Consider the following 13,307-nt stretch of genomic DNA (forward strand, 5'->3'; position numbering starts at 1 on the left):
CCCCCGGCCCCGTGGCCGGAGCCGATGAGGTCATCGCCTTCGCGAAGGAGTTCGGCCTCCCGATCGCCATCAAGGCGGCCTACGGCGGCGGCGGACGCGGCCTCAAGGTCGCCCGCGAACTCGACGAGGTCGCCGAGCTGTTCGAATCGGCCACCCGCGAAGCCGTCGCCGCCTTCGGTCGCGGCGAGTGCTTCGTCGAGAAGTACCTCGACAAGCCGCGCCACGTCGAGACCCAGTGCCTGGCAGACGTCGAGGGCAACGTCGTCGTCATCTCGACGCGCGACTGCTCGCTGCAGCGCCGCCACCAGAAGCTCGTCGAAGAGGCCCCTGCGCCGTTCCTGACCGCGGAGCAGAACGACCTGCTCTATTCGGCGTCCAAGGCCATCCTCAAGGAGGTCGGTTACGTCGGTGCAGGCACCTGCGAGTTCCTGATCGGCGCCGACGGCACGGTCTCGTTCCTCGAGGTGAACACGCGTCTGCAGGTCGAGCACCCGGTCTCCGAGGAGGTCACCGGCATCGACCTGGTGCGCGAGCAGTTCCGCATCGCGGCCGGTGGCACCATCGACTACGACGACCCGAAGCCGCAGGGCCACTCGATCGAGTTCCGCATCAACGGCGAGGACCCCGGTCGCGGATTCCTCCCCCAGCCCGGCCCGATCCACGTCTTCAAGACCTTCGGGGGTCCCGGCATCCGCCTCGACTCCGGCGTCACCGCGGGCGACTCCGTCTCGGGCGCGTTCGACTCGCTGCTCGCGAAGATCATCGTCACCGGCAAGGACAGGGCCGAGGCACTGGAGCGCTCGCGCCGCGCACTCGACGAATTCGAGGTCGCCGGTCTCCCCACCGTCATCCCGTTCCACCGCAAGGTCGTGCGCGACCCGGCGTTCACGGCCGAGAACGGCGAGTTCAGCATCTTCACCCGCTGGATCGAGACCGAGTTCGTCAACGACATCCCCGCGTGGGACGGCGAGCTCGAGTCACCGGCCGCCGGCGAGTCGCGCCACACGGTCGTCGTCGAGGTCTCCGGCAAGCGCCTCGAGGTGAGCCTGCCCGACCGCGTGGCCGTCGCTCCGGGCACTGCGGGTCGCCCCGCCGTCGTACCCCCGTCGCGTCGGAGCCACGCCACCACGGCGAACGCGGGCGCATCCGGCGATGCCGTGAAGTCGCCCATGCAGGCCACGGTCGTCAAGGTCGCCGTCGAAGACGGCCAGCAGGTCGTCAAGGGCGACCTCGTCGTCGTGCTCGAGGCGATGAAGATGGAGCAGCCGCTGCAGGCCCACAAGGACGGCGTCATCGGCAACATCAACGCGGATGCCGGGTTGACGGTCTCCGCCGGACACCAGCTGCTCACGATCAGCTGATCCTTCGCACACGAAGCTCAGGGACCGCGTCCCGGAAATGTGAAAGGCGCCCCACCGAGGTGGGGCGCCTTTCTCGTCCTGCGTCTCAGGAGATGTTCACGAGGTGCATCGCCCGGCTGGCGTCGGTGATGCTGCTCGAGAGCGACGGGTATGCCGCGAACACCCGCGAGACCTGGTCCACCGTGAGGCGACGCTCGACGGCCACGGCGATCGGATAGATCAGCTCGGAGGCCTTGGGGGCCACGATCACGCCGCCGATGACGGTGCCGGATCCCTTGCGGGCGATGAGCTTGACGAAGCCGTCCTTGATGCCCATCATCTTGGCGCGCGGGTTGGCCGCGAGCGGGAGCTTGTAGACCATGCCGTCCGCGACGCCGTCCTCGACGTCCTTGACCCCGTATCCGACCGTCGCGATCTCCGGAGCGGTGAAGATGTTCGAGGTGATCTTGATGAGCTCCAGCGGGATCACGATGTCGCCGAGCGCGTGGAAGACCGCCGTGCGCCCCTGCATGGACGCGACCGAGGCGAGCGGGAAGAAGTTCGTGCAGTCGCCGACCGCGTAGACGTTGGGCACCGAGGTGCGCGCGACCTTGTTCACCCGCACGTGACCCGTGTCGTCGAGCTCGACGCCCGCCTCCTCCAGGCCGATCCCCGCGGTGTTCGGGATCGAGCCGACGGCCATCAGGCAGTGGCTCCCCTCGACCGTGCGGCCGTCGGACAGCGTGACGGTCACGCCCTCTTTCGTGGCCTCGACCTTGTCGGCACGGGACTTCGAGAGCACCTGCATGCCGCCGCGCTTGAACACCTTCTCCAGGACGCTCGCCGCATCCTTGTCCTCGCCGGGGAGCACCTGCTCGCGGCTGGAGATGAGCGTGACCTTGGCACCGAGGTTCATGTAGGCGGAGGCGAACTCCGCGCCGGTCACGCCCGAGCCCACGACGATGAGGTGCTCCGGCAGCGCCTTCATGTCGTACAGCTGCGTCCACGTGAGGATGCGCTTGCCGTCGGGCTTCGCGGAATCGAGCTCACGGGGCGACGCCCCCACGGCCACGACGATGGTGTCGGCCTCGACGCGGTCGAAGTCCGTGCCTTTCTCGCCCGTCGACACCACGATCGCGGTGGGGCCTTCGAGGCGTCCGTGCCCGGAGAGAATCCGGACGCCGGCTTCGAGCAGGGTGGCTCGCATGTCCTCGGATTGCTGCCCGGCGAGCGCGATGAGACGCTTGTTGACGGCGGCGAGGTTGATCGCGATCTCGGGCTTGAGCGGCTTGCCGTTCTCCCCCTTGGCGTAGAAGTTCACGCCGAGGTCGCTCGCCTCGGAGATGGCCACCGCGGCATCGGCCGTCGCGATCAAGCTCTTGGAGGGCACGACGTCGGTGAGGACGGCCGATCCACCGACTCCCACCCGCTCGACCAGGGTGACCTCCGCTCCGAGCTGAGCGGCCGCGAGGGCCGCCTCGTAACCGCCGGGACCGCCGCCGAGGACGGCGACGCGCTGAGTGCGCTCGAAAGTGGTGGAAGACATGCAACCCATTCTTCCGCAATCCTGGCCCCGGAGCCTGCACCTTCCTAGAGTGGATCCATGCCCGAAACGCACAGCAACCCTCTCGATGACCCGACCGCGAACCCGTTCGAGGTCGCCGCACAGGCCGCCGCCGACATCGCGCGTCTGACCGGAGTCGAGAATCACGACATCGCCCTCACCCTCGGCAGCGGCTGGGGCAAGGCCGCCGACATCATCGGCGAGACCATCGCCACGATCCCCGCCACCGAGGTCACCGGGTTCTCCAAGCCCGCGCTGGAGGGCCATGTCGGCACGCTCCGCAGCATCCGCACGCCCGGCGGCAAGAACGTCCTCGTGATCGGCGCGCGCACGCACTACTACGAGGACCACGGCGTGCGCCGCGTCGTGCACAGCGTCCGCACCGCCGCCGCCACGGGGGCCAAGATCATGGTGCTCACGAACGGCGCCGGAGGCATCCGCGAGACCTGGACGCCCGGCCAGCCGGTGCTCATCAGCGACCACATCAACCTCACCGCCGACTCCCCGCTCGAGGGCGCGACCTTCATCGACCTGACGGACCTGTACTCGAAGCGCCTGCGCGACGTCGCGCGCAGCATCGATCCGATGCTCGACGAGGGCGTGTACACCCAGTTCCGCGGCCCCCACTACGAGACCCCGGCCGAGGTACAGATGGCGAAGCACATCGGCGGACACATCGTCGGCATGTCGACCGCGCTCGAGGCCATCGCCGCCCGCGAGGCCGGCATGGAGATCCTCGGCTTCTCCCTCATCACGAACCTCGCCGCCGGGATCCAGCAGACCCCGCTCAGCCACGCCGAGGTGATCGAGGCCGGGCGTGAGGCCGAGCCGGTGATCTCCGCGCTCCTGGCCAGGGTGGTCGAGGCGCTGTGAGCGAGGAGCGGATCGCACAGGCGCGCGCCTGGCTGCGACAGGACCCCGATCACGAGACCCGCGACGAGCTGGCCGGCCTCATCACGCGGGCCTCCGGCGGGGATCACGCCGCCGTCGCGGAACTCGACGACCGGTTCCGCGCGCGCCTGGAGTTCGGCACCGCCGGCCTCCGCGGCGAGCTCGGTGCCGGGAGCAACCGGATGAACCGCGTGCTCGTGGCACAGGCGGCCGCCGGATTCGCCGCCTACCTGCGCGAGAAGGCGGCGGAAGGGCACACCCCGACCGTCGTGATCGGCTACGACGGACGCCGGAACTCCCGCGTGTTCGCCACGGATTCGGCCGAGCTGTTCGCCGGAGCCGGCCTGCGCGCCATCCTGCTGCCCCGCTTGCTGCCGACGCCCGTGCTGGCCTTCGCCGTCCGCCACTTCGGCGCGGACGCCGGCGTGATGGTGACCGCGAGCCACAACCCGCCGAACGACAACGGCTACAAGGTGTACCTCGGCGGCGCCGACCAGGGCTCGCAGATCGTCGCCCCCGCCGATGCCGAGATCGCCGCGCACATCCAGCGCACGGCCGATACCGGCTCCGTGGCGGCGCTGCCCCGCTCCACGGCCTACGAGACCGCCGGCGAGGATGTCGTCGAGGCGTACATCGCGGCCACCGCGGCCGTGGCTCCCGCACCCGCCGGCTCCTCCGGCATGCGGTGGGTCTACACCGCCATGCACGGGGTGGGCTGGGAGACGCTGTCGCGCATCGTGCGGGACGCCGGCTACCCCCAGCCGTTCGTCGTCGACGAGCAGCTGACGCCCGACGCGACCTTCCGCACCGTCTCGTTCCCGAATCCCGAGGAACCGGGAGCGATGGACCTCGCCTTCGCGCGGGCCCGCCGTGTGAAAGCGGACTTCATCCTCGCCAACGACCCCGACGCCGACCGCCTGGCGGTCGCTGTTCCCGACGATTCCGCCGCGGACGGCTGGCGCCGTCTGACGGGCAACGAGGTGGGACTCCTGCTCGGCGCGAGGGCCGCCCGCGCCGCGGCCGGAACACCCGGAGCCTCGCTCGCCTGCTCGCTGGTATCGTCGCCCGGCCTCGGTGCCGTCGCTGCGCATCACGGTCTCGACTTCCACGAGACCCTGACCGGATTCAAGTGGATCTCCCGTGCCCCCGGTATCGTCTTCGGATTCGAGGAGGCGCTCGGGTACCTCGTGAACCCCGAGACGGTGCGCGACAAGGACGGCGTGTCCGCGGCGATCGCCGTGCTCGGACTCGCCGCCGAGGCGCGAGACCGCGGGGCCACGCTCATCGATCTGCTCGATGAGCTGGGCGAGACATACGGGCACTTCGCCAGCGGCCAGGTCTCGGTGCGGGTCGAGGATCTCGCCGTCATCGGCAACGTGATGCTCTCGCTGCGCTCGCTGCCGCCGACCCACATCGCCGGACGCACCATCACCTCGGCCGAAGACCTGCTGCAGGCGGCACCGGGACAGCCCTCCGGTGACGTGTTGCGGTATCGCCTCGGCGACGGCTCGCGCGTCATCGTCCGACCGAGCGGCACCGAACCGAAGCTCAAGGTCTACATCGACGCCCGAGCGGACTCCGCCGAAGCGGCACGCGGTGCCGTGGCAGAGCTCGAGGCGGGAGTGCGCGCCCTGCTCGACGAGCGCTCCTGAGCATGCCCACCCGACGCCTGATCGTCAGCGCGCACAACGGCGCGCACGCCCGCCCGGTGGCCGAGCTCGTGCGACTCGCGCACTCGCACGACGCCCCGGTGACCCTGCGCACCGCCGACGGCACGACCGTCGACCTGAGCAGCGTGCTGGCGGTCATGGACCTGGGGATCTCGTCCGGAGACGCGGTCGTGCTCGAGACGGCGGCCTCCGGCACCGCGGACGACATCCTGGATCAGCTCGCCGAGGTGCTCGCACCGCGGGAGTGAGCCTCGCGGATCAGCCGTCGATCACCGCGACGAGCTCGTCGAGGAAGGCCTCGAACGTGGTGCCCCTGCGCACGATGCGCTGCACGCTCTCGCGCTCGCTGAACACCTCGACCAGCTGCTCGAACACGGTCTGGAACGCCGCCCGATCGCTCTCGCTGAACGCGGCGAGCGCGACGACCTGCACACGTCCGTCGCCCCACGCGGCCGAGCCGTCCGCCACGCCGATCGCGATGGCCGTGCGGGTCGCCGTCATCTGCAGCGCGTGCGGCACCGCGAGCGCATCGGTGAAGGCGGTCGACGACATCCGCTCACGCACGATCGTGTTCTCGATGTAGTCCTCGCCGATCAGCCCCGCCTGCACGAGGAGCCCACCGAGGCGGCGGATGATCGTCTCCTCCCCCTCATCCTGCAGGGGAAAGACGTAGGCGTCGGCCAGGAAGTAGCGCGCGAGTTCGCCGCGCAGGCGGGTGAGGCGTCGCCCGCGTCGGACGCGGGCGGCGGCCTGCTGGATGCGGTCGACGTCGGTATCCGTCAGGAACGGCTGGATGCGGACGAAACGGTCACCCGCATCCCCCGGTTCGATCGTGCTCAGGACGAGATCGGTGTCGAACGATGCCCAGTCCGGATCCACGTTCGTGACGACGGTCGTGACCTCGATCGCAGAGCCGAGTGAGCGGTCGACGCTGGAGCGCAGCAGCTCGTGCAACTCCTGGTACCCGGGGCAGACGATCGTGGCGGTCAGGATCGACTCCGCCTTGCGACTGCGCTCGAGTCGCCCGCCGACGTGCATGGCGATGTACGCGATCTCGTCATCGTGGATGGGTGTGCCGACGCGATCGTGGAGTCCGCTCGCGATCGACACCGCCACCTCGAAGATCATCGGATATGTCGTCTTGAGCGAGCGCGTGAGCGGGTTGCGCGTCAGCGCGCTCTCCTCGGCCCGCCGCAGCAGGTTCTGCACGTGCAGGGCGAGTCGGAGGACGAAGGTCTCGTCCACGAGATCGACCTGGAAGTCTTCGGCGGCGCGCGCGATCTCCGCCCGGACCGCGGCTTCGACGGCCGGATCCACACCGCTGCGCGCGACCTCCCGGGTCGCATCCTCCCCCGGCGCGACGATGCGGGTCAGGACCAGCGAGGCGAGGTGGCCGCTGTCGCCGTCGCCGAGGGCCACGTCGAAGTGCTCGGCGGCGAGCCGGGCGATGACGGCGCCCACCCGCGGAATCTCCTCCCGGGCACCCGCCGGCGACGATTCGAGGGCGTGCCCCGCGGCCACCCGCTCGGCGGCGATCGCGATGTGCAGGAGGACGTCGGCGATCGCGAGCTCGTTCACGTAGTAGCCGAGCTCGCCGAGCTCCCGCACCAGCGATGTCTTGAACGGACCGACCGCGCTGGCGGCCACCGCCGACCGCGACAGGGCACGCCGGAAGGTCTCGGGGTGGAAGGAGGCGTCGTCCATCTCGTCATGCGCGAGTCTGCTGAGCAGGCGCCGCTGCGCGGCTTCGTTCCCCCGCAGTCGCACCCTTTCCCGGTCGCGCTCGAGCGCGAGTTCGGTGCCGTCGAGCAGGCTGCGCACCCGCACCAGGTCCGCCTCGAGAGTCGCCTCACTCACGTGCAGCTCGTCGGCCGTGTCGAACACGTCTATCCCGGCGGGCTCGTCGAGCAGCAGCCGCACCAGAGTGTGCAGCCGATCGCGGGGAGCGGACTCGCCGGTCTGACGCATCCGGAGCGCACCGCGGGCACCGGATCCTGCGCGGTACCCGGCCGGGCCGGACTCGATCACGCCGGCCCCCGGGGTCCGCGCGTTCAGCGCTGCCACGTACGACCGGATGCTGCGGGGCGTGACCCCGAGCAGATCGGCGAGGCTGGCAGCCGTCGCCCACCCTTCCTGGCGCAGCAGGGCGGTGAGGAGCTGGTCCTGACGCTGGCGCGACATGATCCTCCCCTTCCCGCTTGGTGACCGCACTGTCTCGACGTGGTCTCCATGATGTCAGCATGCCGGCATCCCCGGGCGGAAACCGGGGTTCCGCAGGGGCGGAAAGGAACCTGTTGGTGCGGCAACCCTCCCGGTTCCCAGACTGTTCTCAGGAAGGTGGGAATCGATGAGGATCCTCGTGGTGTGCGGCGCCGGTGCGTCGAGCACGTTCGTCGCGCTGCGGCTCCGCACAGCGGCAGCAGCGGCCGGTCTCGGCTGGGATGCCGTGGCGGGCACCGAGAGTTCCGTCGCCGGCTCCGACCACGACCTCGTCCTCGTCGGTCCGCATCTCGGTGACCGGCTCGAGGCGATGCGCCGCAGCGTGGAAGCGCCCGTCGCCGTGCTGCCGGACGACGTCTTCACCGACCGTGACGGCTCCCGCACCCTCGACTTCGCCCGATCGATCCTCGCCGCCGCCGGCGACACCCCGAAAGGAACATCATGACCGCCACCCGCACCGTCCGGATCGGCTCTTCCCATGGACTGCACGCCCGCCCCGCGAAGCTCTTCGCACAGGCGGCCAAGGACTCGGGCCTCGCCGTGACGATCGCGAAGGACTCGGGCAAACCGGTCAACGCCGCCAGCATCCTCGGCGTGATCGCGCTCGCGATCGAGTACGGCGACTACGTGACGCTGACGGCCGAGGGCGAGGGAGCCGAAGGCGTGCTGGACACGCTCACCGAGCTCCTCACCACGGACCATGACCAGGACGCCGCCGGATGAGCGAGCTGCGCGGGGTAGGCATCGGTCTGGGCGTGGCCCAGGGACCGGTCGTCCGCATGGCCGAGGCGATGCCGGCTCCGGAGAACACGCCGAGCACGGCGGGCGCCGAAGCCGAGCGTGCGCGGGTTCACGAGGCGGTGGCGACGGTCGCCCGCGAACTGAACGAACGCGGTGAGGCGGCAGGAGGCGCCGCTCAAGAGGTACTGGAAGCGCAGGCGATGATCGCCGAGGATCCGACGCTGCAGGACGAGGTGGACACCCGGATCGATGCCGGGGCGACGGCGGAATGGGCCGTGCACGACGCGTTCGCAGGTTTCCGCGCCACGCTCGAGGCCGTCGGCGGCTACCTCGGCGAGCGCGCCGCCGACCTCGACGACATCGCCCAGCGCGTCCTGGCGCATCTCCGCGGCGTCGATGCGCCCGGTGTTCCGAACCCGGGGCACCCGTTCGTCCTGGTCGCCCGTGACCTCGCTCCGGCCGACACCGCACTCCTCGACCTGGATCAGGTGCTCGCCCTGATCACGACCGACGGCGGGCCGACCTCCCACACCGCGATCCTCGCGAGGGAGAAGGGCATCGTCGCGATCGTCGGCGTCGGAGTCGGCACGCAGCTCGTCACGGGCGAGACGGTGATCGTCGATGCCGCCAGCGGCGTGGTCACCCGCGAGCCGACGGAGGACGAGAAGGACCGCGCAGCTCAGCGCGCCGCTGCCCGCCAGTCGGCCGACACCGCTCCTCCCACTCCCGGCGCCCTCGCCGACGGCACACCTGTCGCGCTGCTCGCGAACCTGGGGAAGCCCGCAGATGCGGCCGATGCGGTCGTTCGGGGGGCCGAGGGCGTCGGGCTGTTCCGCACGGAGTTCCTGTTCCTCTCCTCGGCACAGGCGCCGACCATCGCTCAGCAACGGGAGTCGTACCGCGAGCTGCTGGCCGCCTTTCCCGGTAAGAAGGTCGTGGTCCGGATGCTCGATGCGGGCGCCGACAAGCCGCTGGCGTTCCTCAACGACGCGCACGAGGAGAATCCGGCGCTGGGACTGCGCGGCCTCCGGGCGCTGCGCGCGAGCGAGGACATCCTGCGCGAGCAGTTGACCGCCCTGGCCGAAGCCGACGCCGAGACCGACGCCGACCTGTGGGTGATGGCTCCGATGGTGGCCACCGTCGAGGAGACGATCTACTTCACGGGGCTCGCCCGCGAGTACGGACTGCAGACCGCAGGGGTCATGGTCGAGATCCCGGCGAGCGCCCTGCTGGCCGACCGCGTGCTCGCGCACGCCGACTTCGCCTCGATCGGCACGAACGACCTCACGCAGTACACCATGGCGGCCGACCGCATGCTCGGCTCGGTCGCCGGATTCCAGGACCCCTGGCATCCGGCCGTGCTTCGTCTGGTGCGCGAGGTCGGTGACGCCGGTGCCCGCCTGGGCAAACCGGTCGGAATCTGCGGCGAGGCCGCAGCAGATCCACTCCTCGCCGTCGTGCTCGTCGGGCTCGGTGCCACGAGTCTCTCGATGGCTCCCTCGGCGCTGGCCGATGTGCGACACGCGCTCTCCGAACGCACCCCGTCCGAGGCGCGGAGCCTCGCGGAGGCCGCACTGGCCGCCGACGATGCCCCCTCCGCCCGAACCGCCGTGGCGACGCTCGCCGCGGCACTCCCCCTTCACAAGAAAGAGACGACATCATGACGACGACGTCACCTGCCGCGACCAAACCCGGCGGCCTCCGCGTAGGAGTACAGCGATTCGGCACGTTCCTCTCCGGCATGATCATGCCGAACATCGCCGCCTTCATCGCCTGGGGCTTCATCACGATGCTCTTCATTCCCCGAGGCTTCTTCGGTGCCGAGAGCCCCTTCGGCTGGCACTGGGAAGGGGTGTCCGAGATCCTCGGCGGCGGCGGTGACTCCGTCATCATCGGGTGGCAGGGCGCGATGACATCGGTCGCCGAGACCGCCGACGGCAACATCCTCGCCTACGTCGGCCTGGTCGGTCCGATGGTCACATATCTGCTGCCGCTGCTGATCGCCAACACCGCGGGCCGTATGGTCTACGGCGACCGCGGCGGCGTGGTCGCCTCCATCGCCACCGTGGGCGTGATCGTCGGCACGAACATCCCGATGTTCCTCGGCGCGATGATCATGGGGCCGCTCGCGGCCTGGATCATGAAGCAGGTCGACCGGATCTGGGACGGCAAGATCCGTCCCGGCTTCGAGATGCTGGTGAACAACTTCTCCGCCGGCATCCTGGGGATGCTTCTCGCGATCTTCGGCTTCTTCGCCTTCGGTCCGGTGATGCTCGGCATCAGCGCCGCGCTGGGTGCCGCCGTCGACTGGCTCGTGGCGGCGCAGCTGCTGCCGCTCGTGTCGATCATCGTCGAGCCGGCGAAGGTGCTGTTCCTCAACAACGCCATCAACCACGGCGTGTTCACCCCGCTCGGATTCGAGCAGGCCTCGGAGGCCGGCAAGTCGATCCTGTTCCTCATCGAGGCGAACCCCGGCCCCGGTATCGGTCTGCTGCTGGCGTTCAGCTTCTTCGGAGTCGGTGTCGCGAAGGCGTCGGCCCCCGGCGCGGCGATCATCCAGTTCTTCGGCGGCATCCACGAGATCTACTTCCCGTACGCGCTGAGCAAGCCGACCACGATCCTCGCGCTCATCGCGGGTGGTGCCGCCGGCGTGACCACGAACATGCTTCTGAACGGTGGGCTCGTGTTCCCGGCCGCTCCCGGCAGCATCATCGCCGTGACCGTCGCGGCCGTCGGTGCGGGCGTCCCCAACCTCCTGGTCGTCTACCTGTCGGTCCTCATCGCCGCCACCGTGACGTTCCTCATCACCGGCGTGATCCTGCGGGCCTCCCGCAAGCGCGACCTCGAGGCCGAGGGCGACACCTTCGGTGCCGCGATCGCGCAGACCGAGGCGAACAAGGGCAAGTCGTCCGCCGCGATGGATGCGCTGCGCACGTCGACGGGCTCGTCGGCGGCGGAGACGTCCGCACCGAGCACCACCGCCGTCGCCACCGCGCCGATCGAGCGGATCGTGTTCGCGTGCGACGCCGGTATGGGCTCGTCCGCGATGGGCGCCAGCGTCCTGCGCAACAAGCTCAAGAAGGCCGGCATCGAGGACGTGAACGTCACCAACCAGGCGATCGCGAACCTCGACGGCACCGCCGACGTGGTCATCACGCAGCAGCAGCTCACCGAGCGCGCCGCGGCGAAGTCGCCGAACTCGGTGCACGTGTCGGTCGACAACTTCATGAACTCGCCCCGCTACGAAGAGGTCGTCGAGATGGTGCGGGCACAGCGAAAGGAACAAGAATGAGCGTTCTCACCCCGGACCAGGTCCGCATCCACCCCGGCGGTGCGACGCGAGACGAGGCGCTCCAGGAGGCCACGGACATCCTCGTCGCCGCCGGAGCCGTGACCCCCGCGTACGTCGACGCGATGCGGCAGCGCGAGGAGACCGTGTCGACCTTCATGGGCAACGGTCTCGCGATCCCGCACGGTACCAACGACGCGAAGGACACCATCCTCGCCTCGGCACTGTCCGTCGTCCGTTACGACGGCGGCGTGGACTGGGCAGGGGATCCCGCGACCTTCGTGATCGGCATCGCCGGGATCGGTGACGAGCACCTGGAGATCCTGTCCCGGATCGCGATCCTGTTCTCCGAGGAGGACGACGTCGCGCGGCTCTCGGCGGCGCAGACCCCGGAGGAGCTCTACGCCCTCCTGTCGGAGGTGAACGAGGGATGAAGGCGGTCCACTTCGGGGCGGGCAACATCGGGCGCGGGTTCGTCGGTCTGCTGCTGCGCCAGGGCGGGTACGAGGTCGTGTTCTCCGACGTCGCCGACGCCCTGGTGGATGCGATCAACGCGGTCGACTCGTACACCGTGCACGAAGCCGGCCCCGGAGGGACCGATCACGTCGTCACCGGCTTCCGGGCTGTCAACAGCCGCACGGATCCCGCCGTGGCCGAGGAGGTCGCGACGGCCGATGTGGTCACGACCGCGGTCGGGCCCACCGTGCTGCGGTTCGTGGCACCGTCGATCGTGGCCGGACTCGCGCTCCGCTCCCCCGATGCCGCACCGCTCCAGGTGATGGCCTGCGAGAACGCGATCGGCGCCACCGATCTGCTCCGCCAGGAGATCGCGACGGCGGCGGGGGCGGATGCCGAAATGCTGCTCGCCCGCGCGATCTTCGCGAACACGGCTGTCGATCGCATCGTGCCGGCACAGCCCGCAGACGGCGGGGTCGACGTCACGGTCGAGCCGTACTTCGAGTGGGCGATCGAATCGGGTCCGTTCGGCGGGGCACTGCCGGCCATCCCCGGCGCGCACTTCGTCGACGACCTGGCGCCGTACATCGAGCGCAAGCTCTTCACGGTGAACACGGGGCACGCCGCGACGGCCTACTTCGGCGCCCGCGCAGGGATCGAACGGATCTCGGATGCCTTGGCCGACCCCGCCATCGCGGCGAGCGTCTCGGCCGCGCTGGAGGAGACCTCGGCTGTACTGGTCGCCGAGCACGGGCTCGACCCCGCCGACCTCGCGGCGTATCGCGCGACGATCCTCGAGCGGTTCCGCAATCCTGCGCTCGTCGACACGGTGCAGCGGGTGGGACGGCAGCCGTTGCGCAAGATCTCACGGCACGAGCGCTTCGTCGGACCCGCCGCGATGGCCGCGGAGCGTGGCTTGCCGACCGCGGCTCTCGTGGCGGCCGTGTCGGCGGCACTGGAGTTCGACGATCCGGCCGACGAGCAGTCGGCGGAGCTCCAGCAGCTGCTGCGCACGGAGGAGCCCGCCGCGTTCACCGCCCGCACCACGAGCCTGGACCCCGAGCATCCGCTGTTCACCGCCATCCGGGAGGCCGTCGCCGCGCGTCAGCAGCACCTCGGAGCCGCCTGACCTCGCG

At 70.1% G+C, this 13,307-nt stretch carries 12 protein-coding genes; 10 read left to right on the forward strand and 2 right to left on the reverse strand.

Going from position 1 to position 13,307, the window contains the following annotated elements:
- On the forward strand, positions 1 to 1,361 hold a 1,361-nt coding region (locus HCX50_RS18760; protein ID WP_167635357.1), incomplete at its 5' end, for an ATP-binding protein.
- 85 nt (positions 1,362 to 1,446) lie between these two features.
- On the opposite strand, the gene HCX50_RS18765 is transcribed toward HCX50_RS18760, so the two are convergent.
- Positions 1,447 to 2,895, reverse strand: a complete 1,449-nt coding sequence (locus HCX50_RS18765; RefSeq protein WP_205829405.1) for an NAD(P)H-quinone dehydrogenase — start codon at positions 2,893 to 2,895, stop codon at positions 1,447 to 1,449.
- 48 nt (positions 2,896 to 2,943) lie between these two features.
- On the opposite strand from HCX50_RS18765, the gene HCX50_RS18770 reads away from it, so the two are divergent.
- From HCX50_RS18770 to HCX50_RS18780, 3 genes are read left to right on the forward strand one after another with little or no spacing between them, the layout of a single operon-like run.
- A complete protein-coding gene (locus tag HCX50_RS18770) occupies positions 2,944 to 3,777 on the forward strand; it encodes a purine-nucleoside phosphorylase (protein ID WP_091030742.1) in 834 nt (277 codons plus the stop codon).
- Positions 3,774 to 5,447 carry a phospho-sugar mutase gene (locus HCX50_RS18775; protein WP_167635359.1) on the forward strand — a complete coding sequence of 558 codons (1,674 nt, stop codon included), beginning with the start codon at positions 3,774 to 3,776 and terminating at the stop codon, positions 5,445 to 5,447. The genes HCX50_RS18770 and HCX50_RS18775 overlap by 4 nt, the downstream gene beginning before the upstream one ends.
- 2 nt (positions 5,448 to 5,449) lie before the next feature.
- The gene (locus tag HCX50_RS18780; protein ID WP_091030749.1) at positions 5,450 to 5,713 is read left to right on the forward strand and encodes an HPr family phosphocarrier protein; all 264 of its coding nucleotides are present in this window, start codon (positions 5,450 to 5,452) and stop codon (positions 5,711 to 5,713) included.
- A 10-nt stretch (positions 5,714 to 5,723) separates the two neighbouring features.
- Here the strand turns inward: HCX50_RS18780 and HCX50_RS18785 are convergent, their stop codons facing one another.
- The gene (locus HCX50_RS18785) at positions 5,724 to 7,646 is read right to left on the reverse strand and encodes a BglG family transcription antiterminator (RefSeq protein WP_167635360.1); all 1,923 of its coding nucleotides are present in this window, start codon (positions 7,644 to 7,646) and stop codon (positions 5,724 to 5,726) included.
- Between the two features lie 166 nt (positions 7,647 to 7,812).
- Here HCX50_RS18785 and HCX50_RS18790 point away from each other — a divergent pair, with 166 nt between their 5' ends.
- The 6 genes from HCX50_RS18790 to HCX50_RS18815 are packed head-to-tail and all read left to right on the forward strand — an operon-like array spanning position 7,813 to position 13,300.
- The gene (locus HCX50_RS18790; RefSeq protein ID WP_167635361.1) at positions 7,813 to 8,130 is read left to right on the forward strand and encodes a PTS sugar transporter subunit IIB; all 318 of its coding nucleotides are present in this window, start codon (positions 7,813 to 7,815) and stop codon (positions 8,128 to 8,130) included.
- Complete coding sequence (locus tag HCX50_RS18795; RefSeq protein WP_091030758.1) at positions 8,127 to 8,408, forward strand: HPr family phosphocarrier protein; 282 nt, start codon at positions 8,127 to 8,129, stop codon at positions 8,406 to 8,408. The genes HCX50_RS18790 and HCX50_RS18795 overlap by 4 nt, the downstream gene beginning before the upstream one ends.
- A complete protein-coding gene (gene ptsP, locus HCX50_RS18800; RefSeq protein WP_091030761.1) occupies positions 8,405 to 10,090 on the forward strand; it encodes a phosphoenolpyruvate--protein phosphotransferase in 1,686 nt (561 codons plus the stop codon). The genes HCX50_RS18795 and ptsP overlap by 4 nt, the downstream gene beginning before the upstream one ends.
- Positions 10,087 to 11,718: a PTS mannitol transporter subunit IICB gene (locus HCX50_RS18805; RefSeq protein ID WP_167635362.1), complete on the forward strand. Its 1,632-nt coding sequence runs from the start codon at positions 10,087 to 10,089 to the stop codon at positions 11,716 to 11,718. Before ptsP ends, HCX50_RS18805 begins: the two co-directional genes overlap by 4 nt.
- Positions 11,715 to 12,149, forward strand: a complete 435-nt coding sequence (locus HCX50_RS18810) for a PTS sugar transporter subunit IIA (RefSeq protein ID WP_167635363.1) — start codon at positions 11,715 to 11,717, stop codon at positions 12,147 to 12,149. The genes HCX50_RS18805 and HCX50_RS18810 overlap by 4 nt, the downstream gene beginning before the upstream one ends.
- The gene (locus tag HCX50_RS18815) at positions 12,146 to 13,300 is read left to right on the forward strand and encodes a mannitol-1-phosphate 5-dehydrogenase (protein WP_167635364.1); all 1,155 of its coding nucleotides are present in this window, start codon (positions 12,146 to 12,148) and stop codon (positions 13,298 to 13,300) included. Before HCX50_RS18810 ends, HCX50_RS18815 begins: the two co-directional genes overlap by 4 nt.
- Positions 13,301 to 13,307: the final 7 nt, after the last annotated feature.

The sequence above is a fragment of the Microbacterium sp. B19(2022) genome, from assembly GCF_012030385.1.
Taxonomy (GTDB): Bacteria; Actinomycetota; Actinomycetes; order Actinomycetales; family Microbacteriaceae; genus Microbacterium; species Microbacterium oxydans_B.

Excerpts from the sequence above, each read along its gene's own strand:
- HCX50_RS18805 (WP_167635362.1), top strand. The coding sequence starts at position 10,087 with ATGACGACGACGTCACCTGCCGCGACCAAACCCGGCGGCCTCCGCGTA.
- HCX50_RS18795 (WP_091030758.1), top strand. The coding sequence starts at position 8,127 with ATGACCGCCACCCGCACCGTCCGGATCGGCTCTTCCCATGGACTGCAC.
- HCX50_RS18780 (WP_091030749.1), top strand. The coding sequence starts at position 5,450 with ATGCCCACCCGACGCCTGATCGTCAGCGCGCACAACGGCGCGCACGCC.
- HCX50_RS18790 (WP_167635361.1), top strand. The coding sequence starts at position 7,813 with ATGAGGATCCTCGTGGTGTGCGGCGCCGGTGCGTCGAGCACGTTCGTC.
- HCX50_RS18810 (WP_167635363.1), top strand. The coding sequence starts at position 11,715 with ATGAGCGTTCTCACCCCGGACCAGGTCCGCATCCACCCCGGCGGTGCG.
- ptsP (WP_091030761.1), top strand. The coding sequence starts at position 8,405 with ATGAGCGAGCTGCGCGGGGTAGGCATCGGTCTGGGCGTGGCCCAGGGA.
- HCX50_RS18770 (WP_091030742.1), top strand. The coding sequence starts at position 2,944 with ATGCCCGAAACGCACAGCAACCCTCTCGATGACCCGACCGCGAACCCG.
- HCX50_RS18765 (WP_205829405.1), bottom strand. The coding sequence starts at position 2,895 with ATGGGTTGCATGTCTTCCACCACTTTCGAGCGCACTCAGCGCGTCGCC.
- HCX50_RS18785 (WP_167635360.1), bottom strand. The coding sequence starts at position 7,646 with ATGTCGCGCCAGCGTCAGGACCAGCTCCTCACCGCCCTGCTGCGCCAG.
- HCX50_RS18815 (WP_167635364.1), top strand. The coding sequence starts at position 12,146 with ATGAAGGCGGTCCACTTCGGGGCGGGCAACATCGGGCGCGGGTTCGTC.